Source organism: Bradyrhizobium sp. CCBAU 53421, assembly GCF_015291625.1.
Taxonomy (GTDB): Bacteria; Pseudomonadota; Alphaproteobacteria; order Rhizobiales; family Xanthobacteraceae; genus Bradyrhizobium.
This window is the reverse complement of the sequence record NZ_CP030047.1, coordinates 1,505,011-1,528,526: the sequence shown is the minus strand read 5'-3', so window position 1 is coordinate 1,528,526 and position 23,516 is coordinate 1,505,011. Positions and strand designations below refer to the sequence as shown.

Genomic DNA, 23,516 nt, shown 5'->3' with positions numbered 1-23,516 from the left:
AAACCCCGATTCTATAGCTCAGATGACCGCTGCTCCGAATCTCGTCAACGCGCCCGAATTCACCGTCTCGGAACTCTCCTCCGCCCTGAAGCGGACGGTGGAGGACCGGTTCGGCCATGTCCGCGTCCGCGGCGAGATATCCGGCTTTCGCGGCCCGCACTCCTCCGGCCACTGCTATTTCGCCCTCAAGGACGAGAGCGCCAAGATCGAGGCGGTGATCTGGAAGTTCGCCCACGCCCGCATGCGCTTCAAGCCGCAGGAGGGCCTCGAGGTCATCGCCACCGGCAAGCTGACCACCTATCCGAACTCCTCGAAGTACCAGATCGTCATCGATTCGCTGGAGCCGGCCGGTGTCGGCGCGCTGATGGCGCTGATGGAGGAGCGCAAGAAGAAGCTCGCGGCCGAGGGCCTGTTCGACGAGGCCCGCAAGCAGCTGTTGCCCTGGCTGCCCGAGGTGATCGGCGTCGTCACTTCGCCGACCGGCGCGGTGATCCGCGACATCCTGCATCGGCTCGAGGACCGCTTCCCCCGCCGCGTGCTGGTCTGGCCGGTCAAGGTGCAGGGCGATGGCTCGGCCGAACAGGTCGCGGCCGCGATCCGCGGCTTCAACGCGCTGCCGGAGGGCGGCAGGATCCCGCGGCCCGACCTCCTGATCGTTGCACGCGGCGGCGGCTCGCTGGAGGATCTGTGGTCGTTCAACGAGGAGATCGTGGTCCGCGCCGCGGCCGAGAGCCACATTCCGCTGATCTCGGCGGTCGGCCACGAGACCGACATCACGCTGATCGACTTCGTCGCCGACAAGCGCGCGCCGACGCCGACCGCCGCCGCCGAGATGGCGGTGCCGGTGCGCAGCGAGCTGTTCGTCGAGGTCCAGGCGCTCGCCCGCCGCACCATGGTGTGCTGGCAGCGCGCCCAGGAGGCGCGCCGCACGGAGCTGCGTGCCGCGGCGCGGGCGCTGCCGGCGGCGAACGAACTGCTGGCGATCCCGCGGCAGCGGCTCGATCATCTCGCAGCCGGGCTGCCGCGCGGGCTGAAAGCCAACACGCACGCGCATTTCCGCCGCTTTGCCGCGTCGAGCTCGCGCCTCACCATCGGCGTGCTGCGTGGCCAGATCGCGCATGCGCGGCAGCGGCTCACGGTGTCTGGCGAGCGCGTCGCGCTGTCGGCGCGCACGCTGTTGCATCGCCGGCAGGAACGCTTCAGCGGGCTCGAGATCCGGCTCAAGGCCTCGAAGCTCGCCAATGCGAAGGCACAGCGCAACGCGATCGCGCGCGATCTCGAGCGCACCCACCGCCTCGCCGAGCGCGCCCGCCGCGCGCTCAAGACGACGCTGCAGCGGCTCGAGGCACGGGTCGCCCATCGCAGCCAGCTGCTGTCGGCGCTGTCCTATCGCGGCGTGCTGGCGCGCGGCTTCGCGCTGGTGCGCGACGCACAGGGACACGCGATCCATTCCGCCGCGGCGGTCGGCCCGAACGCCAACCTGTCGATCGAGTTCGCCGACGGCCGCGTCGCCGCCACCACGAATGCCGACCAGCCTGCGGCGACGGCAACGCCCGAGAGCCAGCCGAAGCCGCAGCCGCGTGAAACGAAACCGGCGGCGCCGAAGCGCGTCACCAAGCCGGTCGATCAGGGCAGCCTGTTCTGATTTGTTTGAGCATGATCTCCTCGGAAAACCGCTGCGCACATTTCCGGATCATGCTTTAGCGCGACAGCCACTCCGCGACTTGCTTCTGCGCATCCTTGCGCGCGTCGGTATCGGTGCCGATGTGACCGCGCTCCGCCATATCGGCATCCGAGGCCGCGACCGCATGCAGCGGCAGGTTGGCGCGGTCGAAATCGTGATAGGCCTCGGGGTAGACCACGATCCGCGCCAGCGCACTGCGGCCGCGCGCGCCGTCGACCATCTGGTGGCAGGCCGACGATGACGTCACATCATCGCGCGCGCCGATCAAGACCAGCGTCGGCACCCGCGCGCTCCAGCCGAGGCCGAACGAGGTGCGGCAATCCGGATAGAACGCGATCGCGGAACGGAAATCCGGCTCGAGGTTGCGCGACCACATCTGCGGCCGTACCGCCCACAACAAGGCGGCCGCACCATTGCCCCAGCCGATCAGGCTGATGCGGCTCTTGGCGACCCATTTCTGCTGTACCAGCCACTGCCGCGCGGCATTGATGTCCGCAACCCGCGCGCGGCGGGTCTGGACCTGGTGCTCCCGGATGCGGCACTGCGGGCCCAGCTCGCGCGATCCGTAGCTATCCGGCAGCAGCACCGCATGGCCGGACGTGAGCAATTGCTCGGCCCAGTCGCGATAGCGCGGCAGCACGGCCTCGGAACGGCCGGCAAGACCGCCGCAGCCATGCAGCGCGATCACCGTCGGGAACGGGCCATCGCCATCCGGCCGGTAGAGCTGCGCGTGCAGCGTGACATTGCCTTCGGCAATCTCGACCTGGTGCGGGGCCGGAAGCGGCGCCGCCGCAGCCGGCCCGGCAAGCATGCCGAGGCACATGAAAACTGACGTGAGGCGCATCCGATCCGGCCGGCTCGTTATGGCGCTGCCAACACAGCGGACCATGCGCGCAACGCTACCATGCGGGTCCGCCGCCAAATCATCACAAGTCGGTGGTTTAACGGGCGGACATGACACCCTATCTGTGATAGACGGCTTCATGAACATTTAAGGTGGCCTCGTTCGAGGCAAGGCGGAGAGCTCAAACGTGCTGAACAAGTTCGGTCCCTCGGGCCATGGCGAAGCGCAGGTGCAATATCTCGACGGCGATTTCCGCGTGATCTCGCCCGGCACCTTTGTGCGCTGTGCCATCACCGACGTCCGGATTCCGCTCGACGAGCTGAAGTACTGGAGCGTCGACCTGCAGGAGGCCTACGCCACCCCGACCGCCGTGCTGCAGCGCCACCATCCGGGCGTGCTCAAGCCGCAGGCCTAGGCTCAAGGCCGGGCTCATTTGCCCAGCCTCCGCTCCCTTGCCTTGAACAACTGATCGCTCACGAAGCGCCGCAGCGTATCGGGCTCTTCGAACTGCATCGTCACCGCGAACGGGACAACTCCCTGGACCCAGGGCAGCATGCCTTCGCCACCGCGTATCCGCGCCAAATCCTTCTCGGTCGTCACCGGTATCAGCTGTTCCCGCATGGCTTCCGAGAACAGGTCCTGAATATCTTTCTCTGAGAACGGGTGGTGATCAGCGAAAGCGCGGCTTTTGACGATCTCGACGCCATTTGCCTGCAGCGTCTTGAAGAACCGCGCGGGATCGCCGATCCCGGCAAATGCCAGCACGCGTTTACCGCGCAGTTCAGCAACCGAAGCATCCGCCGGCTTGAGATAGGCTGCAAGCACGGGCTTGCCGCGTGACTCGACCTCGATTTCGATCGTCCGTGCCGCATGGCCATCGCCGACCACAATCAACGCATCTGTCTTCGCGAGCTGCGGCGATAAGGGCGCACGCAGCGGGCCTGCCGGAATGACGCGAGCATTGCCGACGCCACGCATCCCGTCGATCACGATCAGGCAGCAATCCTTCATCACGGATGGGTTCTGGAAGCCGTCATCCATCAGGATCACGCTCGCATTCTGCGCGCGCGCCAGCGCCAAGCCCGCGGCACGGTCGCGCGACACCACGACCGGCAAGCTCTCCGCCATCATCAGCGGTTCGTCGCCGATATCGGCCGCCGTGTGGCTGCCGCGATCGACCTTGACCGGCCCGGCAAGCCTGCCGCCATAGCCGCGGCTGAGCACCACCGGCCGCTCGTCGAGCTCGCGCAGCAGCTTTGCCAGCGCCAGCACCGTCGGCGTCTTGCCGGCGCCGCCGACATGGTAATTGCCGACGCAGATCACGGGAATGCCGGCGTCGACGCCGGAGTGCTGCATCCGCCGCGCGGCCACCGCGCCGTAGAGTGCGGCAAGCGGTCGGAGCAATTGCGATGTCCAAGACGATGGCCGGTGCCAAAAGGCCGGCTCACGCATTGGCGGCTCCCATCTCGAGCTGCAACTGCAACAGATAGGGCTCGAGAGCGGTCACGGTGCGGTCCAGCGCACCCCCGAGCTGCTCGACGACGCGCTCGGAGGCGACCACCGACGTATCGCGCGCCACGGGGTTGGCGAGGAACTGGCCGAGCTGCTTGACCAGCGCTTCCAGATCGTCGGCGCGGCGCGCGCCGCCGGCACGATCGAGCGCCTCGTAAACGTCGGTGAAATTGAAGACGTGCGGGCCGTGCACGATCGCAGCGCCGAGCTTGATCGCCTCGATCGGATTCTGGCCGCCATGCGCGACCAGCGAGCCACCCATGAACACGATCGGCGCCAGGCGATAGAACAGGCCGAGCTCGCCCATCGTGTCGGCGACGTAGATATCGGTTGTCGCGACCGGCAGCTCCTCATGCGAGCGCAGCCCGGGGCGCAGCCCTGCTTCCGTCACCAGCCGCGCCACCGCCTCGCCGCGCGCGGCATGCCGCGGCACGATCACCGTGAGCAGCCCGGGGAAGTATCCGGCGAGCGATTTGTGTGCCTCGATCAGAAGCTCTTCCTCACCCGGATGGGTGGATGCGGCGACCACGATCGCGCGGCCGCGCGTCACCGACATCAGCCGCTCCAGCTTGGCCGGATCGGCCGGCGGCGCCGCGACGTCGAGCTTGAGGTTGCCGGTGACCATGACATTGGGGCTGCCCAGCGCGGCAAAGCGTTCGGCATCGATCTTCGACTGCGCGAGGCAGATGTCGAACCGGCCGAGCAGCGCCCCGATGGTGTTGGAGACCCGGCGCCAGCGCGGGAACGAGCGCTGCGACATCCGCCCGTTGATCAAGACCATCGGCAGCCGCCGCGCGGCACTCGACAGGATCAGGTTCGGCCACAGGTCGGACTCGATGAACAGCGCCAGCGACGGATGCCAGTGGTCGAGGAAGCGCGCGACGTAGCGCGGCGAGTCGTACGGCACGTATTGATGGATCACGTCGGGCGGAAAGCGCTTGGCCACGATCGCGGCCGAGGTCACCGTGCCTGAGGTCAGCAGGATGCGCAGATTGAGTGCGCGCAGCCGCTCGATCAGCCCCACGGCCGCCAGCACCTCGCCGACGCTGGCGCCGTGGATCCACACCAGCGGCCCCTGCGGCCTGGTATCGGCGCTGACGCCGCGCCGCTCGCCGACCCGCTCGGGGTCTTCCTTGCCGAGCTTGAGCCGCCGCTTGATCAGGGCAGGCGCCAGCGGCACCATCGCGGACGACAGCTTGCGGTAGACACGCAACGTCATCGGTAGCGAGCTAGCCAAGCGTTGCCTCCGGCCGGCCGACGGCTGCATAGGCACGCCGGGTCGCTTCGTTGAGCAGGTTCTCCACGTGCTGCCGAAGCTTTTCCATCGTCGCGGCATCGGCATCGGGCGGCACATAGACCGGCTCAATACCTACCACTGCGCCGCGCCCGAATGGCAAATTGATGGTCGTGGAATCCCAGTTTTTCAACCGGATGAATCGGCTGGTGACCATCGCAAAGGGGATGATCGGCCGGCCGGTTTCCCGCGCCAGCATGATGGCCCCGAGGCCCGCCACCCGCGCCCGCTTCGGCACGTCGGCGGTAGTGGCCATGTTGCAGCCGTCTTCCAGCGCCCGGACCATCTCCAGGAAGGCGCCGACGCCGCCCTTGCGATGGAACGCGCCGGAATGGTCGCCGGAACCCCTGATCGTGCCGATGCCGAGCCGCTCGACCGCAAGCGCGTTGAACTCGCCGTCGCGGTGGCGGGAGATCAAGACCTTGGCGCGGTAGCTGTCCTTGGTCTTGATGAACGGCGTCATGAAGTGCTGGCCGTGCCAGAACACGAAGATCGCCGGCATCAGGGGCTCGACGATCTCGTAGACGTCATGCGGCTGATAGATGAAGCGGTTGGTGTACCACACCAGCCGCAGATACTCGGCCGCAAGCACACCCAGCGCGCGCTGCACGAAGCCGCTGCGCAGCAGATCGCGAAGAAGTCGTTTCAATGGGAATGCTTTGTGTCCTGCTCGGGATCGAGCAACCGGTGGAGGTGAACGACGAAATAGCGCATCTGGGCGTTGTCCACGGTCGCCTGCGCCTTCGCCTTCCAGGCCGCATAGGCGGTCGCATAGTTCGGGTAGACCCCGACGATCTCGACTTCGTCCAGATTCTTGAAGGTGTTGTGCTCGAGATCGGTCAACTCGCCGCCGATAACGAGGTGAAGCAGCTGCGGCTGGGCATTGTCTGACATGATGGTGGTTTTCCTAACGAGATGCCCGGCAAAGAAGTGAAGTCTTGATCGTCACAAGTCTGGTCGTCACAGGTCTGTCGTAACAGGTCCGTTCGTCACGATCGGAAACGCGGCGCGGATCGGCGGGGCCTTACGGCAATGGACGGTTGCGAAAATGCTCGACAATGCGTGCATGACGTTCGCGTCCTGCTGCCACCAGCACCCCATGCGTCACCTCCCGGCGATTGTACTCAATCGCTTCCCCCGAGAGCGCGGTCATCTTACCACCCGCTTCCTGCACGATCAAATTCGCGGCGGCAAGATCCCAGTCGCGGCTTTGCCCGCCCGCAAAGGCGGCGTCAAGTCGACCTTGTGCTACACGGCACAGCCGCAGCGCCAGCGATCCGATCCGCGGAAACAACGTGATCTCGTCCGACGTCGGGCTGAGCCGCTGCACCAGCGGCTTCGGTCCGGCCATGCGGGGAAAATTGAAATCGGTGCCTGTGGTCGCGTGCACGCCGCTGTCGTTCAGGGTGGCGCCCTGGCCGCGGGCGGCGAAGAAGAATTCCTCGGTCACCGGCGCATACACCGCCGCGAGCACCGGCGATGCGTTTTCAACCAGCGCCACACTGACGCACCAGTCCTCGCGGCCGGCGAGATAGGCGCGGGTGCCGTCGATCGGATCGACGATCCAGGTGAAGCGCTTGCCGAGCCTGCTCGCGTCGTCGGCGCTTTCCTCCGACAGCCAGCCATAGGCAGGCGTTGCCGAACGCAGCTGCTGCTCCAGGAGGTCGTTGACTGCGATGTCGGCCTCGGAGACCGGCGAGGACGCGCCCTTGATCCAGTTCTTCAACTCGGTGCGGAACATCGACAGGCCGAGCCGGCCCGCCTCCTGCACTGTCTTGGTCAGCAAGGCGGCATCGCGCGCCTTGGTCCAATCGTCCGTATCAGCGTCCGCCAAGCGTCAGGCCCTCGATACGCAAGGTCGGTGAATTGACGCCGTAGCGGAACTCCAGATCGTTGGCGGCGACCAGCGACTTGAACATTGGCAGCAGGTGTCCGGCGATGGTCACTTCGCTGACCGGATAGGTGATCTCGCCATTCTCGATCCAGAAGCCGGACGCGCCGCGGCTGTAATCCCCGGTCACGCCGTTGACCCCGGAGCCGATCAGGTCGGTGACATAGAAGCCCTGCTTGATGTCGGAGATCAGCTCCTTCGGCGTCACCGCACCCGGCTCGAGATGCAGATTATACGTTCCGGGCGACGGCGAGGACGACACGCCGCGATGCGCATGCCCGGTCGTGACCAGGCCAAGCTCGCGCGCGGTCGCCGAATCCAGCACCCAGGTGGTCAGCACGCCCTCGTCGATCAGCGCGATCTTCTTCACCTTGACGCCTTCGGCATCGAAGGTCTGCGAGCGCAGGCCGCGCACGCGCAGGGGATCGTCGATGATGCGGATATCCCTGGAGAACAGCTGCTCGCCGAGCTTGTCCTTCAGGAAGCTGGTCTTGCGCGCGATCGAGGCGCCGTTGATGGCGCCGACCAGATGGCCGACAATCGAGCCGGCCACGCGCGGATCGAACACCACGGGCACCTTGCAGGTCTCGACCTTGCGCGGATTTCCCCGCGCCACCGCGCGCTCGCCGGCCTTGCGGCCAACGGTCGTGGGGGAATCGAGATCGGAGGCATGCGGCGCGCTGGTGAAATCATAGTCGCGCTCCATGCCGGTGCCCTCACCGGAAATCGCGGTCGTCGAGATGCCGTGGCTGGAACGAAGATAGGAGCCGTGGAAGCCGGTCGACGTCACCAGCACCATGCCGCCGATCCCGGTCGAGGCCGACGCACCGCCGGACTTGGTGACGCCCTTGACCGCGAGCGCGGCAGCTTCCGCTTCGATGGCGCGCTGCTCGAGCTCGGCCGTGGTCGGGACGGTGCGGTCGAGCAGATCGAGATCGGGAAAATCATGCGCGAGCAGCGCGGGATCGGCGAGGCCGACATATTTGTCGTCCGGCGCGACGCGGGCCATCGCGACCGCCCGCTCGGCGAGCTTCGCAATCTCGTCGCCGCTGACGTCATTGGTCGACACCACCGCCTGGCGTTGGCCGACGAACACCCTGAGGCCGACATCATCGCCTTCGGAACGCTCGGTTTCCTCGACGCGGCCGTCACGCACTTCGACGCCTTGCGAGACGCCGCGCACCGCGATGGCATCGGCCGCATCGGCGCCGGCGCGTTTTGCGGCTTCGACCAGCCGCTGCGCGAGATCGCTGAGGCCGGACTGGTCGAACAGATCGGAGGTATCGCCGTGTCGCGATGCAGATGGTGAAGAGTTCACGAACGAATTCCTGCGGATTGAGGGGGGCCCGGAATGGCGTCGACAGACCTAACCAGATGTGCCGGATTCACAGGGATTTCAAGCACTTTGCACCGGCGAGCAACAAAGATTTGAGTGATCGGCGCAAGGCTTCGTCAATCATGCGGGCCAACCTCTTGTCAATCATGGCACGAGGTGAGGAGGGATTAACCAGGCTTTTTAAGCCGAAACGGCGATCGCTCGGCTAGGCTCTCACACATCGACCGGGAACATAATCCCGGCGGGGAGACTAAGGCTTTGAGGCGTCAAACACCAACAAGCGGAATCAATTCCGCCGGGTCGAGCCGCGCACTACGGCTCGACCCTCTTTCCCTTCCGCTCAGCTTCCACGCGCAGGATGCGCGCGCGGATGGCGGCATGCGGCAGGTCGAGCTTCATCGCGAACATGTCGTGCTGCGCCGCGCGGTTCTCGGCATGCGGATGGCGGTCAACGTTCGCGTCAGCGATTTCCTCGGCGTCGCGCTGCGCGGCATCGACGACGCGCAGATGCTGGTGCTGGTTCACCGCGATCCCGCGCTCAGCATTCCGCTCGGCAGCGGTTCGGATGCCGAGGAGATCAGCTCCGCCTGGCAGATGTGGAGCGACATCTTCCGTCTGCCGCAACTGACCGAGCCGGCGCCGCGCCAGCCCGCCCCGCGCCGCCGCCGCCGCAACGCGGTCCGCGCGCGCCGCCCGAAATTCCTGGTCCGCCGCCGCGCCGGCGTCAGCCTCAACGGCACCACCGTGCATCGCGACGAGCGCGAGATCATCGCGCGGGATTAGTTTTATCGTTTCTTCGTACACAGCTCGCCTCACAACCGCTGTCGTCCCTGCGAAAGCAGGGACCCATACGCCGCAGCTTTCGTTGTTGAAGGGACTCGTCGTTCCGGCATCGACAACCGATAACCATTTGTGGTTATGGGTCCCTGCTTTCGCAGGGACGACGATGAGGATGGGTTTCGATTCATCGTCTCACACCACGCGGTGTCATCGCCCGGCCTCGACCGGGCGATCCAGTATTCCAGAGACGCCGATGCTTGAATCGAGAAGCCGCGGCGTACTGGATCGCCCGGTCGAGCCGGGCGATGACAGTTGTGGTGGGACGCAGCTTCGCATTCTCGCAACATCTCTCCGTCATTCCGGGGCGCGCCACTTGGCGCGAGCCCCGGAATGACGAGAGCGTCGTCACCCCGCGCGCAGCACCGCATCGACGATCAGGCTCGCGAACAGGATGAAGCCGGCGTCGCGGTTGGACTTGAAGATGCGCAGACAGAGTGCGGGATCGCTGGTGTCGAGCCGGCGGACCTGCCAGGCGAGATGCAACGCGAACGCCGCTAGCCCGATCCACGCCGGCCAGCGCGCGCCCGCAAGCGCGAACGCCACGCCGATCAGCAGCACGGCGAGGCCGTAGAAAATCATAAGCGCCAGATGGGTGCGTGCGCCGAACAGGCGCGCGGTGGATTTGACGCCGATCAGCGCATCATCCTCGGCGTCCTGGTGGGCATAGATGGTGTCGTAGGCGATCACCCAGGCGATCGATCCGGCGTAAAGCGCGATCGCGGCCGGATCGATGCGCTCCAAGGTCACCGCAAATCCCATCAGCGCGCCGTAGGAAAACGCGAGGCCGAGCACGACCTGCGGCCACCAGGTGATCCGCTTCATGAACGGGTAGATCGCGACGATCACGAGCGAGGCGATGCCGGTCATGACAGCGAAGCGGTTGAACTGCAAAAGCACGGCAAGCCCGATCAGCGCCTGCAGCACCATGAACACCACGGCCTGCGTCACCGACACCTGCCCGGCCGGGATCGGCCGCGACCGGGTGCGCTCGACCTTCGCGTCGAGATCGCGATCGGTGATGTCGTTCCAGGTGCAGCCCGCGCCGCGCATCACGAAGGCGCCGATCAAGAACAGCAGGACGACGAGCGGCAGCGAGCGGACATCATGCGCGACGCCGGCGGCGAGCGCCGCCGACCACCAGCATGGCATCAAGAGCAGCCAGGAGCCGATCGGCCGGTCGTAGCGCGCAAGCCGCAGATAGGGCCGCGACCAGACCGGCGCATGGGTATCCACCCAGTTGCCTGTCGAGTCGGCAACGCGGGCGGAAACGTCACTCATCTGCGGTCAATCATCGGACGGACCCTTATCGGGTGAGAACGTTGCCGTTCAGCGTATCGAAGGTGCTGCCGCCCTTCTTGGTCGGCGTCGCTTCCGGCAGCGAGGCGGATGAGCCGAGCACGTCGCTCAGCGACGGCCCCGCGGGCCCGCGCGGCTGCGCCGCCGCCTGCTCCGCGACGTTGCAGACCTTCTTCAGCAGCGCTTCGGTATTCTTGTGGCCGTCCTTGAGCTGGGTGGAGATCTGCGGCGGGATTCCGCACTTCGACGCGTTGGTGTCGACGTATTTGATCATCTTGACTTCGGCCTGGCTGTAATTGCCGATCAGCTTGCAGGCCTCCTGGGGACTGGCGTGGCGGTCGCTCGCCGCCTTGATCGCCTTGCCGCGCTTCTCGGTCTCCTCGCGCAGCGGGACGAAATCCTTCATGCAGGCGTCACCGGGGCCACCGCCGGCCCCCGGCGGGGGCGGCGGCGACGACAGACCGCCGCCTGCGATCGGCGCTGCACCATTGCTCGGAAAGGCCGACGGCGTGGCGCCGACCCTGGCCGCCGGCGCGCCGTTGACCGGCGGGAACGCGGGATCCGAAGCGGTACCAGCCTGGCTTGGACGCATACCATTGACCGGCGGGAAAGCGGGATCCGAGGCGGTGCCGGCCTTCCCTTGATTGGGCAGCGGCGCCGGAAATGCGCTCTGGGCGGCAGCGTGCCCCGCGGACAGGGCGGTCGCGGCAACGGTCAGCACGATCAGTCGGCGGATCATCGAGGGTGTTTCTCCGGCAAAAGGTCCAGGCAACCCCAGCGCAACAAAACGAAGCAACGAATTTGGGGGCGTTTTACGATTCCTGTGAGCCCTTAACAACCCGTGGATTTGGGCGACAGCGCGGCGTAGGGCCACACCGGCCACATTAAATTGTGCCCCGATTCTAAGCCCTTAGGCTACGAACGGCGGTAAAAAACAACCATCAAATCTGCCTGAACGGGATTTTCGGTGACGCACCGGTTTGAATTTTGCGGTCCCGCACCGACTGAAAAACAAAAGGGGCCGCGTGCAAGCGACCCCCCGGACTGGAAAAAATGACTTGGTGACAGAAGCAATGTATCGACGCGTCCTTACTACCTTGGCCGGCCAGTTCCTGACGAGTCCGCGCGATTACGGTGTCGCTCGGCTTGGTAAACGCTCCACGCAGCACTGAAGAACCGTCTCAGGAACGTAAGGACATGCCTGACCACGATTTTCGCAGCCCCCGCCTCTTCGTCGATGCCCCGCTCGGTGCCGGCGCAATCGTTCCGCTCGAACGCGACCAGAGCAACTATCTCGGCAACGTGCTGCGGCTTGGCGCCGGCGACACCGTGCTGGTGTTCAACGGCCGCGACGGCGAATGGCGCGCGGCGATTTCCGGCCGCAAGCGGGCCGACACGCTGACGATCGCAGCGCAGACCCGCACGCAGGACCGCCTGCCCGACGTCACCTACGTGTTCGCGCCGCTGAAGCACGCGCGGCTCGACTATATGGTGCAGAAGGCGGTCGAAATGGGCGCGGCGCGGCTGGTGCCGGTGCTGACACGTTTTACCCAGGTGTCGCGGGTCAATGGCGAGCGGATGCGCGCCAATGTGGTCGAGGCCGCCGAGCAATGCGGCATCATCTCGCTTGCCGAGGTCGCCGAGCCCCTCCCGCTCGAGCGCTTCCTGACGGGGCGCGATCCGGCACGGCTGCTGGTGTTCTGCGACGAGGCGGCCGAGGTTGCGAACCCGGTGCAGGCGCTGCAGGCGGCGAAAGCCGCGGACGCCGGAATCGACGTGCTGATCGGTCCCGAGGGCGGCTTTGCCGAGGAGGAGCGCACGCTGCTGCTGCGCCAGCCCAGCATCCTCCGTCTCGCACTCGGCCCGCGCATCCTGCGCGCCGACACCGCCGCCGTCGCCGCGCTGGCGCTGGTGCAGGCGGCGCTGGGAGATTGGAAGGGTAGTGATGGACGTACCGGCGGTAGGGTTCCCTCCCCCCTTGCGGGGGAGGGTTAGGGAGAGGGCTGCCGCTTGCTCCGCCGCGTGACGGTTCGCACGGATTCACACTTGCGACGTGCGCGTTGCCAGAGCTGGATTGCACGGAGCCGAAGCTATCTCGACCGCTGCAGCCCGGGGCTTACCCCTCTCCCCAAGCCTCCCCCGCAAGGGGGGAGGGAGTCTGAGAGGCGTGCTCACCTCACTCGCAATTCAGCGGGCCCGGCCCTAGCCAAGCCGTCGTAAAATCGTTAACGAACCCAATCATTAAGCCACTTGGCTAATCCCTGTCGAAACCATGGATCGGCCATGCTAAGGGCTCCGCAAACACCACCCACGGAACCTGCTCCGGAACCCGATTTCGGGACAAATTGGACGTCGAGATGAGCGAAGCTGCCGCACCACGACCTGCCGCCGGATCCGCCTCATGGGCAGATGCGCTGCTGGCCTCGTTCGCGCAGGCTGGCTACGCCAGGTCCGAGCCCGCGATCCTGCAGCCGGCCGAGCCGTTCCTCGACCTGTCCGGCGAGGACATCCGCAAGAGCCTGTATCTGACGACCGACCCGAGCGGCGATGAGCTCTGTCTGCGCCCGGATCTGACGATCCCGGTGGCGCGCGACTACCTCGCCTCGCCGCGTGCCGGCCAGCCGGCCGGCTTCAGCTATCTCGGTCCGGTGTTCCGCTATCGCGGCGGTGCGCCGAGCCAGTTCTTGCAGGCTGGCATCGAATCCTTCGGGCGGCAGGACCGCGCCGCGGCCGACGCCGAGATGCTGGCGCTGGCGCTAGAGGCGACCACCGCGTTCGGGTTGAAGGACGTCGAGATCCGCACCGGCGACGTCGCGCTGTTCAACGCGCTGATCGATGCGCTCGAGCTCTATCCCGTGTGGCGGCGCCGGCTGATCAAGGATTTCAACCGCAAGGTTTCGCTGACCGACGACATCGAGCAGCTGACCTTGGCCACCGCGCCGGGCCGCAACGAATACGAGGGCGTGCTCGCGGCGCTGGCCGGCTCCGACCGCAAGGCGGCGCTGGCGCTGGTCACCGACCTGATGTCGATCGCCGGCACCACCAATGTCGGCGGACGCACTGTGGCGGAGATCGCCGACCGTTTCCTCGAGCAGTCGACGCTGAAAGGCGGCGCACTGCCGCGCGATGCGGTCGCCACCATCAAGCGCTTCCTCGCCATATCTGGCGATCCCGACGACGCGGTGGCGCAGCTGCGCGCGCTCGCCGCCGACGCGAAGCTGAACCTCACGGCCGCGATCGACCAGCTGGAGAGCCGGGTCGGCTTCATGGCCGCGCGCGGCATCGACATCCGCAAGACGCGGTTCTCGACCGCGTTCGGCCGCGGCCTCGACTATTACACCGGCTTCGAGTTCGAGCTGCACGCCAGGGGCAACGGCAGTGAGCCGCTGGTCGCGGGCGGCCGCTATGACGGGCTGATGTCGCAGCTCGGCGCGGCGAGCCCGATCCCCGCGGTCGGCTTCTCGGTCTGGATCGAGGCGATGACTCGGCATGGCAAGGCCGGCGGAGGTGCCCAATGAGCACGCCCTTCGTCGTCGCCGTTCCCTCCAAGGGACGCCTGCAGGAAAATGCCGAAAGCTTCTTCGCCCGCGCCGGGCTGACCTTGTCGAAGGCCGGCGGCGCCCGCGACTATCGCGGCACCATCGCCGGCGTCGACAATGTCGAGATCGCCTATCTGTCGGCGAGCGAGATCGCTGCCAATCTGGCGCGCGGCGCGGTGCATCTCGGCGTCACCGGCGAGGACCTGGTGCGCGAGAGCATTCCGGATCCCGACAAGCGCGTGCTGATGATCGAGGGCCTCGGCTTCGGCTATGCCAATGTCGTGGTCGCGGTGCCGCAGGCCTGGATCGACGTCCGCACCATGGCCGACCTCGACGACGTCGCATCGGGCTTCCGCGAGCAGCACAACCACCGCATGCGGGTTGCGACCAAATACATCAACCTGACGCGCGGCTTCTTCGCAAGGCACGGCGTCGGCGACTACCGCATCGTCGAAAGCGCCGGCGCCACCGAAGGCGCGCCCGCGGCCGGCACCGCCGAGCTGATCGTCGACATCACGACGACAGGCGCGACGCTCGCCGCCAACGGGCTCAAGGTGCTCGACGACGGCGTGATGCTGCGCAGCCAGGCCAACCTCGTTGCGTCGCGGGATGCCGACTGGTCGACCGGCGCCCGCGAGACCGCGCGCGTCATCCTCGACCACATCGCCGCGCGCGCCCGCGCAGCCAAGTACCGCGAGGTCCGCACCCGCTTCGCCGGCTGCAACGACGCGCTGCTGTCGGAGGCACATACCCGTTTCGGCGTGGTCGCCCCGTTCGGGGGACCGACCTCGTCCGGCATGCTTACGCTGCACTGCCCACCGGGCAAGCTTTACGCGCTCGGCAGCTTCCTGCGCGAGCACGGCGCCGAAACCGTGTCGGTGGTGTCGCTGGACTACGTGTTCGACCGCGAGAACCCGCTGTTCGCCAAGCTCGAGGCGTTCCTGCGACAATGAGCCGGCCGCGCCGTTCATGTTGGCGACAGCCGGCCGTCGGTACCATATTCTATTCAAGGGATATTTTCTGGAACCTGACCGATGATGCTGGGCTCTGACGTTTCCAGCCTGACCACGACCGCCAAGACCGCCGCCGCACAGGGTCTGTCCATCGTCGTGCCCGTCTACAACGAGGCCGCCGGGCTTGTGGCGCTGCACCAACGGCTGATCGACCTCGCGAAGTCACTGCGCGCCCGTTACGGGCTCAACTGCGAAGTGGTCTATGTCGACGACGGCAGCGCGGACAATACGCTGGCGATCGCGCGCGGCCTGCCCGCCGATGGGCTCGACCTGCAGGTGGTGTCGCTGTCGCGCAATTTCGGCAAGGAGGCGGCGCTGATGGCCGGCCTCGACCACGCCCGCCGCGGCGCGGTGCTGTTCATGGATGGCGACGGCCAGCATCCGCCGACCCTGGTGGAGCAGCTGGTCGCGCACTGGATCGACGACGGCTACGACGTGGTCTACACGGCGAAAGCGCATCGCGACAATGAATCGGCGGCGCGCCGGCTTGCCGTGCGCGGCTTCTACGCGCTGATCAACTGGGGTGCGCGGCAGCAGATTCCCGAGGATGCCGGCGACTTCCGCCTGCTGTCGCCGCGCGCGGCCGCGGCCCTGCGGCAATTGCCGGAGCGCAACCGCTTCTTCAAGGGCCTCGCCAGCTGGATCGGCTTCAAGCAGATCCGCGTCGACTACGAGCCGGCGCCGCGCGCGCATGGCGTCACCACCTTCAACGCCGGCCGGCTGATCGGCCTCTCGATCGAGGGCCTGACCTCGTTCTCGGTGGCGCCGCTGCGCTTCGCCAGCCTGCTCGGCGCGCTGCTCGCCGGCGCGGCGTTCCTGTTCGGCCTCTCGATCCTGTGGGAGGTGCTGACCACCGGCAAGCAGGTCCCCGGCTATCCGTCGCTGATGATCGGCATGATGACGATCGGTGGCGTGCAGCTGATCATGATCGGGATCGTTGGCGAATATATCGGCAAGATCCTCTCCGAGCTGAAGGCGCGCCCGATCTACTTCGTCGCCGAGCACACCGAGAAGCACGCCGATGGCGGCGCGGCGCAGGGCGCGACCGAGCGGACCGCCGCCGAATGAACACGGATACGCCGCGCCGGATCTGGCTGTGTGCTGACGACTATGGCTTGAGTGATGGCGTCAACCGCGCAATCCGCGATCTGATCGAACGCGGCCGCCTCAACGCGACGTCGGTGATGATGGTGACGCCGGCGATCGGCCGTGAAGCTGCGGCTGCATTGCAGGCCTCGGTGGCGAAAAGCCCGCGCTGCGCGATCGGACTGCATGTGACGTTGACCGCGCCATTCCGGCCGCTGACGATGCATTTCCGCCCGCTCGACGGCGACATGTTCCTGCCCTTCCCGCGGCTGTTGCGCGCCGGGCTGATGCACCGGCTCGACGCCGAACTGGTCCATGCCGAGGTGCTGGCGCAGCTCGACGCCTTCCACGATCTGTTCGGCCGCGCGCCGGATTTCGTCGACGGCCACCAGCACGCGCAGCTGTTCCCGCAGGTGCGCGACGGGTTCCTGCGCGCCGTGAAGGAGCGCGCGCCGGACGCCTGGGTGCGGCAGTGCGGCCGCGAAGGTCCGCTGGCGCGCCAGCTCACGGCGCCGAAGGCCTTGGTGCTGAACGTGCTCAGCACGCAATTTCGGATCAAGGCCCAGCGGTCGGGCCTGCGCTTCAACCCGGCCTTCGCCGGCGCCTATGACTTTACACGCGAGAACGATTTCGCAGGCTTGATGCGCGGCTTTCTCGACGGCCTGCCCGAGGACGGGCTGGTGATGTGCCATCCCGGTTTCGTCGATGAAACTCTGAAGAGCCTCGATCCGCTGACGACGCAGCGCCAAACCGAGCATGCCTATCTCGCGGGCGACGATTTCCCCGCTCTGCTGGCCCTGAACAAAGTTACACTCGAATAAAGTTACATCGGCCTGACAAGGTTCGTCCGGTCGTATTGTCGCATACATAAATTTAATTCGGGCCCCCACTCCTTGCGCCACAAAGCCCGTCCTACATCTCGGACGCGCCGATTCGATCGACGCGATGGAGAACGCCATGACACCGCAAGAACGCCAATTGATCGACGATCTCTTCGACCGGCTCGCCAAGCTGGAGAATGCCCCGCGCGACAGCGAGGCCATGTCCGCGATCATGCAGGGCCTGCGCAGCGCGCCGAATGCGGTTTATGCGCTGGTGCAGACAGCGCTGGTGCAGGACGAGGCGCTGAAGCGCGCCCATGACCGGATCCAGCAGCTCGAGGCCGCGGTCGGCCAGCAGCAAGGAGCGCAGCAGCAGGGCGGCGGTTTCCTCGATTCGATGCGCGATGCGATCTTCGGACAGGGCCAGCAGCAGCCGCACGGCTCGGTGCCGCCGGTGCGCCCGCCGGATGTTGGCGGCAGCCGCCCGGTCTGGAACTCGGGCCAGGCGATGCAGCAGGCGGGCGGTTATGGCCAGCCGCCGCAGCAATACGGCCAGCCCCAGTACGGTCAGCCCTATGGCGGCCCGCAGCCCCCGGCCTTCGGCGGCGGCGCGCCCGGTGGCGGCGGCGGCTCGTTCCTCGGCACGGCGGCTGCGGCCGCAGCCGGCGTGGTCGGCGGCGGTCTCTTACTCTCCAGCATCCGCGGCATGATGGGTGGCGGCAGCCATCAGTCGCTGGCCGATGCCGGCGGCCTCGGCGGCGGTTCGCGCCCCTGGGGCGGCGACCAGTCGTCGAGCGACCTCGCGCGTGACGCGGGGATCAACGATGTCGGCTCCAACCGCGACAGCGGCTCTCGCGCCGGCGCGTTCGACCAGGCGCAGGCCGACCGGGACAGTGACGATGATCAAGACGCCGACGACTTCGACGACAACGACAACGGCGGCGACGACAACGGCGATTACGCGTAAACGCGATCGCTGATACGACAACGGCCGCTCCGATCGAGCGGCCGTTTTGATTTTGACCAATCCGTTGCCCGGATGAAGCTCTTCTCCTTCCCCCTGAAAGGGGGAAGGTCGGGATGGGGGTCAGCCACACGCGGCCATGCCAGTGGAGAGACAGGATCCCCACCCGCTTTGCTCTGTCGAGCAAAGCGACCTCCCCTTTTCAAGGGGAGGTTGACGCGCCCTTCTCACATCACCACGACCTTGGCGCCGACATTGACGCGGCCGTAGAGATCGATCACGTCCTCGTTGCGCATCCGGATGCAGCCGGACGAGACGTTGGTGCCGATCGTCCAGGGCTCGTTGGAGCCGTGGATGCGATAGAGCGAGGATCCCAGATACATCGCGCGGGCGCCGAGCGGATTCTCCGGGCCGCCTTCCATGTGCCGCGGCAGATCGGGACGGCGCGCCAGCATTTCCGGCGGCGGTGTCCAGGCCGGCCATTCCTTCTTCGCCGAGATCGTCTTGACTCCGGCCCAGGTGAAGCCGGGACGTCCGACGCCGATGCCGTAGCGCAGCGCGCGGCCGTCACCCTGCACCAGATAGAGGAACTTGTTCGGCGTATCGACGACGATGGTGCCGGCGCCTTCCTTGCCGCTGTAATCGACCAGCTGTTTTTCGTATCTCGGATCGAACGGACGCTGCGTCGGATCGCCGGCGGCCTCCTCCTGCTGACGGATCATCTGCTGCTGCGGATCCATCGGCGGCAGCCCCTGACGGTTGCCGTAATAGGCCGGCTGCTGCTGATACATCGGCTCTCGCGAATACCCTTGCGACGATGGCGCATCGCCGAACAGGAATTCGATGAAGCCGCCGCCCATGTTGGAGCGTTGCGGCTGCACATAGGCGGTGCGCATCGGCGGCTGCGGCGCGCCCTGGTTGGCGTAGATCACGGTGGGCTCGGGCTGAGCCGACGCGTCGATCGCCATGGCATGATGGGGAACGGCAATAAGAGAAGAGGCGCCGGCGAGCAGCGCAAGCGTGGTTTTCCTGAACATCGACGTACTCTGTACTGGTTTCGTCGTGACGTGATGCGCGAGGGCGCCGACTTGCGCCGTTGCACGTGGTCAATAAGCAATGAAAACCGCATCGGTTTGGTAAACGGATCGGCCGTTTCGATTCACCACGTCGGCAATGGCGCGCGGTTTTGCCCGACAGCGTTTATTTTGCGTGAATGCCGCAGCGACATGGTTAACCGACGGTAGCGCGGCGGTTGCGCGCCATCGGCGCAAACTGTTCCCGCGTGAACCTGACGTTAAATCACCTCTCGCTAGAACGGACTTCAGTAAAAGGGGCGGGAATGAAAATCATGTCAGTGAAGCGCAAGCGTTTTCGTGTCGAGCAGGCCATGGGTGAAGTCGTGATGCCGGAGCCGGAAGTGACTGGCGGCGCCGACCTCGGTCCGATGCATCGGGAGATCATGGCGGAGCTTCGCTCGATCCGCGCCCAGATGGCCGCAGCGCCGGCGCAGCGCACCGGCGACAGCGTCGATGCCGCCGTCGCCCGCGAAGTCGCCGAAACGCACGCGCTGCTCGAGACCTACCGCGCGCAGGTCGAACAGTGCGAGAAGCTCAAGGTCGAGCTCGACCTGATCCACGACGCGATCAGCCGCACCAAGCGCGAGATCGCCGTGCTGCACGGCAAGAGCTTCAACGGCGAGGAGATGGCCAAGGTCAATGGCGAGCTCGGCGCCGTGGTCGGCGGCACCGAACAGGCCACCCAGCAGATCCTCGAAGCGGTGGAAGCGATCGACCAGGCCGCGACGGCGCTCGCGAACAACGTCACGCCCGACCAGCAGAAGCGGCTCAGCGAAGATATTCAGGAGCGCGTGGTCTCGATCTTCGAGGCCTGCAACTTCCAGGACCTCACCGGCCAACGCATCAGCAAGGTGATGCAGACGATGAAGTTCATCGAACAGCACATCAACGAGATGATGAACATCTGGGGCGGCGTCGACGCGATCAAGACCCACGTCCCGCCGATCGTCGACACCCGCGAGGGCGATGCCCGCCTGCTCAACGGCCCGAAGCTCGACGGCGACGCCGGCCATGCCTCGCAGGACGACATCGACGCGATGTTCAACTGAAATTTGTCGGATCGAAACGAAAAACGCCGGCCTTCGGGCCGGCGTTTTTGTTTGGGCGATGGTCCAACCCCGTGAGGAATCACCAGACAGAGTTGTCAGAACCTTCGTCTCGACCGCATGCAGTTTGTGCCAATTGTGACATCTGGAAATTTGCTGGCAGGTCCGCTGTCGCGGGCGCATACTGTGCGTGAGGGAAATTGTCATGCGTGTGCCGGGAGCCAAGATTGGGTGCCGGTTGCATCGGACTTCCGGAGTGAATCCGGTCGCCCCGAGCGGGGCTTCGTATTTCCAGACAGCACACAGTCCAGGTTTGCCGGCCACTCGTTGCGCGCATCCGAGAGCGAGCAGATTTCGCTCGGGCGCGGCCGTCATTGAAACCGTGACGATGCGCGGCGGGTTTCTTCCGCGCTGATACCTGCGGCTTGTTGAGGGATCACTGATTGGGGGGAGCCACTGGACTACTCAACACTGGAGATCAAACATGACGCGAAGAATTGTCAGAAATACTGCAATTGCTCTCTCGACTTTCGCTTGTGCGACACTGTTCTCCATCACCTGGTCCGAGCAGGGCGGCGTTTCAGCGTCGGTCGAAAGTGCCCAGGCGCGCGTGGGCCGACCGCTCACGCCCGTGAGCGCCGCGGGCGTTGCGCGTCGTCACACCCGGCGCGCCGCCTACGGGTACGGCGTCGGCGCGGGGATCGCCGCCACGGCCGCGGTCGCCACGGCAGCCGCCACTGCGCCGGTCTATGGCTGGGGCACGAATAACTGGACCGATGCATACGCCGCGCAGACCGATCCCCACTTTGGCCAGCCTTACTATCCGGCACGAGCCTACCATGGGGTCAGCCCGTATTACGGATATGCCGGATGGACGGACTACAAGGCAGCCAATGGCATTGGCTGCGAGCCCGGCACGATGACGAAGATGGCCGACGGCCACACTTACGTCTGCCAGTGAGACCCGCGCAGCGACACGGAAAGAGGGCGGCTCAATGAGCCGCCCTCTTTCATATGAAGCAGAGCGCCCGGCGTTGATCTACGTCAACATCGCCGATCCCTCGCCGTTGATATGTTCAGCCGTACCTGAACCGGCGCCATCATTTGTCGGTTCGGCTGCGATGAAGAGGATCACCATGCATCGGACGAACATTCTCTCGACCAAGTCGGTGACAGTTGCGGGCATTGCGACCAGCCTCTTGTTGGCGGCAGCAGGTGTCGCGCTCGCTCCGGCGCCGGCCAAGGCCGTCGTCTACTGCCAGTACGTTGGTTATCCGCACGGCTGCGTGGCGAGGGCAGGCGTCGTGCTCAGACCTCGTCCGGTGGCGCGGGCTGCGGTCCGTCATAACGCCGGCGGCAACCTGAATGGCGGCGTCAATCGGGTTGGCGTGCGGCGATAGAGCAGGTCTTTGCAAGTCACGACGATTGGGTGCGCACGGCAAGCCAGATCCGTGCTCCCTGAGGTTCGTTGATGCACAGACGAAAAGCGTCGGCCCTCAGGCCGGCGTTTTTGTTTGGGCGATTGATCTAGGGCCGATCGACATTCATTGCATCCAGATCATTGCGGCTGCGAGATGGATGAAGCCAGTAAAGTTGTCAGATCGCCTGTCATAACGGGTTGCCAAGCGTCGGAAGTGTTTGAGCTGGCAAAAGCAGCGCTCGATGCGGTTGCGCTGTTTGTAGGCGTCGGCGTCGTGCGGAATGATGATCTTGCGGGTGCGGTTTGACGGGATCACCGCCGTTGCGCCGATTTCCGCGATGATCGCACGCAAGGCGTTGCTGTCATAGGCCTTGTCGGCGAGCACGGCATCGCCGCTCTGGCCGTGGAGCAGTGCGGGCGCCTGGGTGATGTCATTAACTTGCCCAGCCGTGACGATGAAGCGGAGCGGACGGCCGAGCGCATCAGCCAGCATGTGGATCTTGGTGGTCAGTCCGCCTCGGGAACGCCCCAGCGCCTGATCTTTGGCCCCCCTTTTCCGCTCGTCGCCTGCTGGTGGGCGCGAACGATGGTGCTGTCGATCATCAGATACTGGTTGTCGCGATCGGCGGTCAGAGCAGCGAACACGCGCTCCCAGACGCCGGCATGGCACCAGCGGCTGAAGCGCTGATGCACCGTTTTCCACTTGCCGTACCGTTCCGGCAGGTCGCTCCAGTGTGCGCCCGATCGCAAGACCCACAAACATCCGTTGACGAACAGTCGATTGTCCGCAGCCGTCCGTCCCGGGTCGCCGGCTTTCCCCGGCAGCAGTGGCGCAACCCTCGCCCATTGCGCCTCCGTCAGCTCATATCGTTTCGCCGCCACCATCTGCTCCGTGTCTCGAATCACGGAACTCTATGAATCAGCGATCAAACCGCTTGGGAATCCTGAATGTCGATCGGTCCTAGGCCTCGCGGAAAGAGACCCCTCACCCGGCTTGCATCTGGCGATGCAATCCGGCCTCTCCCACAAGGGGAGAGGCGAACTGCCGATGTGGCCCTAGCCGCGGATAAACGAACGCCGCGCTGTTACGCCCTCGGGGCGCAGCGGACATAGACCATGTTGCCGTAGCGGGTGGCGGCGTCCTTGTCGACGAAGCGCGTGATCAGGACCCGGCCGTCGAACGAGATGATCTCGCGGTCCTGCTCGCCGGGCACAGGTCCGGGCGGGCCGATATAGTTCTTGCCGCTCGGGGAACCCTTCAGCCGCAGTTCCTGCGGGGTGGCCTGATCGGCCAGATGCATGATGACGCCGCCGTTCTGGCCGGCGCCGATCACATAAGGCTGCTTGCACTGGCCGCGCGCGGCGGCCTCGGTGCGGGCGCGGTCAGCGGGATTCTGGAACGAGGCGAGACCCCAGCGGCCGACGATCTCGTCGGGGCGGATGCTCGCCGGCATCTCCGGGGCCACTCCCGGTTCAACCGGCCCTGGCTCGGGGTTCGACGACAGCGACGGCAGGCTCATGCCACCGCACGCCCCCAAAAGTGTCGTCAGCGCCGAAACAGCCGCGAACCGTGCGACCAATCGCGCGTTGAGTGACCTGATCATATGCATCCCCCGACAATGTCCCGGCCGCACCCGTCCTGCAGCCAAGCGTAAAACTTAAGGCGGAGCAATGACGTCTGACAAAATTACGTCATCGCTACGATTTGGTTTCTGGTCCACCATCCTATATTGGCCTCACCAAGGCCTTAACCCGTTTGCTTGACAGAAACTGCGCCAAGCCATATTTCCCGGCCCACAATTAGCACTCTTGCACCACGATTGCTAAATGCGTCGGGCGTCCTGCCTGGCGCCG

The 23,516-nt window shown here is 65.9% G+C and carries 23 protein-coding genes and 1 pseudogene; 12 read left to right on the top strand and 12 right to left on the bottom strand.

All coding sequences use genetic code 11. The features are described from left to right. The first annotated feature begins 22 nt into the window (after nucleotides 1-22). Nucleotides 23-1,645 carry an exodeoxyribonuclease VII large subunit gene (gene xseA / locus XH92_RS07155; protein ID WP_194458612.1) on the top strand — a complete coding sequence of 541 codons (1,623 nt, stop codon included), beginning with the start codon at nucleotides 23-25 and terminating at the stop codon, nucleotides 1,643-1,645. A 55-nt stretch (nucleotides 1,646-1,700) separates the two neighbouring features. Here the strand turns inward: xseA and XH92_RS07150 are convergent, their stop codons facing one another. Continuing rightward, entirely contained in the window at nucleotides 1,701-2,528 is an 828-nt protein-coding gene (locus tag XH92_RS07150; RefSeq protein ID WP_194458611.1) for a dienelactone hydrolase family protein, read from the bottom strand. Between the two features lie 187 nt (nucleotides 2,529-2,715). On the opposite strand from XH92_RS07150, the gene XH92_RS07145 reads away from it, so the two are divergent. After that, nucleotides 2,716-2,943, top strand: coding sequence for a DUF2093 domain-containing protein (locus XH92_RS07145; RefSeq protein WP_016848019.1), 228 nt, complete (start codon nucleotides 2,716-2,718; stop codon nucleotides 2,941-2,943). A gap of 14 nt (nucleotides 2,944-2,957) precedes the next feature. On the opposite strand, the gene lpxK is transcribed toward XH92_RS07145, so the two are convergent. From lpxK to XH92_RS07115, 6 genes are all read right to left on the bottom strand, one after another. Further along, complete coding sequence (gene lpxK, locus XH92_RS07140) at nucleotides 2,958-3,980, bottom strand: tetraacyldisaccharide 4'-kinase (RefSeq protein WP_194458610.1); 1,023 nt, start codon at nucleotides 3,978-3,980, stop codon at nucleotides 2,958-2,960. Next, nucleotides 3,973-5,307: a 3-deoxy-D-manno-octulosonic acid transferase gene (locus tag XH92_RS07135; RefSeq protein WP_194461150.1), complete on the bottom strand. Its 1,335-nt coding sequence runs from the start codon at nucleotides 5,305-5,307 to the stop codon at nucleotides 3,973-3,975. Before XH92_RS07135 ends, lpxK begins: the two co-directional genes overlap by 8 nt. Beyond that, nucleotides 5,270-5,983 (bottom strand): lysophospholipid acyltransferase family protein, encoded by a 714-nt coding sequence (locus tag XH92_RS07130; protein ID WP_194458609.1) that lies wholly within the window; start codon nucleotides 5,981-5,983, stop codon nucleotides 5,270-5,272. The genes XH92_RS07135 and XH92_RS07130 overlap by 38 nt, the downstream gene beginning before the upstream one ends. Beyond that, entirely contained in the window at nucleotides 5,980-6,228 is a 249-nt protein-coding gene (locus tag XH92_RS07125; RefSeq protein ID WP_050628541.1) for a DUF4170 domain-containing protein, read from the bottom strand. The genes XH92_RS07130 and XH92_RS07125 overlap by 4 nt, the downstream gene beginning before the upstream one ends. Before the next feature lie 130 nt (nucleotides 6,229-6,358). Further along, nucleotides 6,359-7,168, bottom strand: coding sequence for a 3'(2'),5'-bisphosphate nucleotidase CysQ (locus tag XH92_RS07120; RefSeq protein ID WP_194458608.1), 810 nt, complete (start codon nucleotides 7,166-7,168; stop codon nucleotides 6,359-6,361). Further along, nucleotides 7,155-8,543, bottom strand: a complete 1,389-nt coding sequence (locus XH92_RS07115) for a TldD/PmbA family protein (RefSeq protein WP_194458607.1) — start codon at nucleotides 8,541-8,543, stop codon at nucleotides 7,155-7,157. The genes XH92_RS07120 and XH92_RS07115 overlap by 14 nt, the downstream gene beginning before the upstream one ends. 276 nt (nucleotides 8,544-8,819) lie before the next feature. Here XH92_RS07115 and XH92_RS07110 point away from each other — a divergent pair, with 276 nt between their 5' ends. Then, nucleotides 8,820-9,344, top strand: coding sequence for a DUF6101 family protein (locus XH92_RS07110; RefSeq protein ID WP_194458606.1), 525 nt, complete (start codon nucleotides 8,820-8,822; stop codon nucleotides 9,342-9,344). 402 nt (nucleotides 9,345-9,746) lie between these two features. Here the strand turns inward: XH92_RS07110 and ubiA are convergent, their stop codons facing one another. After that, nucleotides 9,747-10,679, bottom strand: a complete 933-nt coding sequence (ubiA, locus tag XH92_RS07105) for a 4-hydroxybenzoate octaprenyltransferase (RefSeq protein ID WP_194458605.1) — start codon at nucleotides 10,677-10,679, stop codon at nucleotides 9,747-9,749. Between the two features lie 25 nt (nucleotides 10,680-10,704). Beyond that, complete coding sequence (locus XH92_RS07100; protein ID WP_194458604.1) at nucleotides 10,705-11,436, bottom strand: hypothetical protein; 732 nt, start codon at nucleotides 11,434-11,436, stop codon at nucleotides 10,705-10,707. A 458-nt stretch (nucleotides 11,437-11,894) separates the two neighbouring features. Here XH92_RS07100 and XH92_RS07095 point away from each other — a divergent pair, with 458 nt between their 5' ends. The 6 genes from XH92_RS07095 (at nucleotide 11,895) to XH92_RS07070 (ending at nucleotide 18,123) form a co-directional block, all read left to right on the top strand. Beyond that, the gene (locus XH92_RS07095; protein ID WP_194458603.1) at nucleotides 11,895-12,692 is read left to right on the top strand and encodes a 16S rRNA (uracil(1498)-N(3))-methyltransferase; all 798 of its coding nucleotides are present in this window, start codon (nucleotides 11,895-11,897) and stop codon (nucleotides 12,690-12,692) included. A gap of 362 nt (nucleotides 12,693-13,054) precedes the next feature. Continuing rightward, nucleotides 13,055-14,215, top strand: coding sequence for an ATP phosphoribosyltransferase regulatory subunit (locus XH92_RS07090; protein WP_194458602.1), 1,161 nt, complete (start codon nucleotides 13,055-13,057; stop codon nucleotides 14,213-14,215). Further along, nucleotides 14,212-15,189 (top strand): ATP phosphoribosyltransferase, encoded by a 978-nt coding sequence (gene hisG, locus XH92_RS07085; protein ID WP_194458601.1) that lies wholly within the window; start codon nucleotides 14,212-14,214, stop codon nucleotides 15,187-15,189. The genes XH92_RS07090 and hisG overlap by 4 nt, the downstream gene beginning before the upstream one ends. 81 nt (nucleotides 15,190-15,270) lie before the next feature. Further along, nucleotides 15,271-16,317, top strand: coding sequence for a glycosyltransferase family 2 protein (locus XH92_RS07080; protein ID WP_194458600.1), 1,047 nt, complete (start codon nucleotides 15,271-15,273; stop codon nucleotides 16,315-16,317). Next, nucleotides 16,314-17,156, top strand: coding sequence for a ChbG/HpnK family deacetylase (locus XH92_RS07075; protein ID WP_194458599.1), 843 nt, complete (start codon nucleotides 16,314-16,316; stop codon nucleotides 17,154-17,156). The genes XH92_RS07080 and XH92_RS07075 overlap by 4 nt, the downstream gene beginning before the upstream one ends. Nucleotides 17,157-17,292: 136 nt before the next feature. Beyond that, the gene (locus XH92_RS07070) at nucleotides 17,293-18,123 is read left to right on the top strand and encodes a DUF2076 domain-containing protein (RefSeq protein WP_194458598.1); all 831 of its coding nucleotides are present in this window, start codon (nucleotides 17,293-17,295) and stop codon (nucleotides 18,121-18,123) included. A 224-nt stretch (nucleotides 18,124-18,347) separates the two neighbouring features. Here XH92_RS07070 and XH92_RS07065 read toward each other — a convergent pair whose 3' ends face one another. Beyond that, the gene (locus XH92_RS07065; protein WP_194458597.1) at nucleotides 18,348-19,157 is read right to left on the bottom strand and encodes a L,D-transpeptidase; all 810 of its coding nucleotides are present in this window, start codon (nucleotides 19,155-19,157) and stop codon (nucleotides 18,348-18,350) included. A 311-nt stretch (nucleotides 19,158-19,468) separates the two neighbouring features. Here XH92_RS07065 and XH92_RS07060 point away from each other — a divergent pair, with 311 nt between their 5' ends. The 3 genes from XH92_RS07060 (at nucleotide 19,469) to XH92_RS07050 (ending at nucleotide 21,642) form a co-directional block, all read left to right on the top strand. Continuing rightward, nucleotides 19,469-20,245 (top strand): protein phosphatase CheZ, encoded by a 777-nt coding sequence (locus XH92_RS07060; RefSeq protein WP_194461149.1) that lies wholly within the window; start codon nucleotides 19,469-19,471, stop codon nucleotides 20,243-20,245. Nucleotides 20,246-20,726: 481 nt separating this feature from the next. Next, nucleotides 20,727-21,203 (top strand): hypothetical protein, encoded by a 477-nt coding sequence (locus tag XH92_RS42910; RefSeq protein ID WP_246788300.1) that lies wholly within the window; start codon nucleotides 20,727-20,729, stop codon nucleotides 21,201-21,203. Nucleotides 21,204-21,378: 175 nt separating this feature from the next. Continuing rightward, nucleotides 21,379-21,642, top strand: coding sequence for a hypothetical protein (locus XH92_RS07050; protein WP_194461148.1), 264 nt, complete (start codon nucleotides 21,379-21,381; stop codon nucleotides 21,640-21,642). Between the two features lie 144 nt (nucleotides 21,643-21,786). On the opposite strand, the pseudogene XH92_RS07045 reads toward XH92_RS07050, so the two are convergent. Together XH92_RS07045 and XH92_RS07040 are read right to left on the bottom strand one after the other, a co-directional pair. After that, nucleotides 21,787-22,547, bottom strand: a pseudogene (locus XH92_RS07045) (IS5 family transposase). Between the two features lie 200 nt (nucleotides 22,548-22,747). Beyond that, the gene (locus XH92_RS07040; RefSeq protein ID WP_194458596.1) at nucleotides 22,748-23,266 is read right to left on the bottom strand and encodes a hypothetical protein; all 519 of its coding nucleotides are present in this window, start codon (nucleotides 23,264-23,266) and stop codon (nucleotides 22,748-22,750) included. Nucleotides 23,267-23,516: the final 250 nt, after the last annotated feature.

What these genes read in the sequence shown, in the direction of transcription:
- XH92_RS07135 (WP_194461150.1), bottom strand. Translation starts at nt 5,307, where the DNA reads ATGCAGCCGTCGGCCGGCCGGAGGCAACGCTTGGCTAGCTCGCTACCG.
- XH92_RS07070 (WP_194458598.1), top strand. Translation starts at nt 17,293, where the DNA reads ATGACACCGCAAGAACGCCAATTGATCGACGATCTCTTCGACCGGCTC.
- XH92_RS07075 (WP_194458599.1), top strand. Translation starts at nt 16,314, where the DNA reads ATGAACACGGATACGCCGCGCCGGATCTGGCTGTGTGCTGACGACTAT.
- XH92_RS07050 (WP_194461148.1), top strand. Translation starts at nt 21,379, where the DNA reads ATGCATCGGACGAACATTCTCTCGACCAAGTCGGTGACAGTTGCGGGC.
- XH92_RS07065 (WP_194458597.1), bottom strand. Translation starts at nt 19,157, where the DNA reads ATGTTCAGGAAAACCACGCTTGCGCTGCTCGCCGGCGCCTCTTCTCTT.
- XH92_RS07150 (WP_194458611.1), bottom strand. Translation starts at nt 2,528, where the DNA reads ATGCGCCTCACGTCAGTTTTCATGTGCCTCGGCATGCTTGCCGGGCCG.
- hisG (WP_194458601.1), top strand. Translation starts at nt 14,212, where the DNA reads ATGAGCACGCCCTTCGTCGTCGCCGTTCCCTCCAAGGGACGCCTGCAG.
- XH92_RS07080 (WP_194458600.1), top strand. Translation starts at nt 15,271, where the DNA reads ATGATGCTGGGCTCTGACGTTTCCAGCCTGACCACGACCGCCAAGACC.
- xseA (WP_194458612.1), top strand. Translation starts at nt 23, where the DNA reads ATGACCGCTGCTCCGAATCTCGTCAACGCGCCCGAATTCACCGTCTCG.
- ubiA (WP_194458605.1), bottom strand. Translation starts at nt 10,679, where the DNA reads ATGAGTGACGTTTCCGCCCGCGTTGCCGACTCGACAGGCAACTGGGTG.
- XH92_RS07095 (WP_194458603.1), top strand. Translation starts at nt 11,895, where the DNA reads ATGCCTGACCACGATTTTCGCAGCCCCCGCCTCTTCGTCGATGCCCCG.
- XH92_RS07040 (WP_194458596.1), bottom strand. Translation starts at nt 23,266, where the DNA reads ATGATCAGGTCACTCAACGCGCGATTGGTCGCACGGTTCGCGGCTGTT.
- XH92_RS07100 (WP_194458604.1), bottom strand. Translation starts at nt 11,436, where the DNA reads ATGATCCGCCGACTGATCGTGCTGACCGTTGCCGCGACCGCCCTGTCC.
- XH92_RS07060 (WP_194461149.1), top strand. Translation starts at nt 19,469, where the DNA reads ATGTCAGTGAAGCGCAAGCGTTTTCGTGTCGAGCAGGCCATGGGTGAA.
- XH92_RS07125 (WP_050628541.1), bottom strand. Translation starts at nt 6,228, where the DNA reads ATGTCAGACAATGCCCAGCCGCAGCTGCTTCACCTCGTTATCGGCGGC.
- XH92_RS07090 (WP_194458602.1), top strand. Translation starts at nt 13,055, where the DNA reads ATGAGCGAAGCTGCCGCACCACGACCTGCCGCCGGATCCGCCTCATGG.
- XH92_RS42910 (WP_246788300.1), top strand. Translation starts at nt 20,727, where the DNA reads ATGACGCGAAGAATTGTCAGAAATACTGCAATTGCTCTCTCGACTTTC.
- lpxK (WP_194458610.1), bottom strand. Translation starts at nt 3,980, where the DNA reads ATGCGTGAGCCGGCCTTTTGGCACCGGCCATCGTCTTGGACATCGCAA.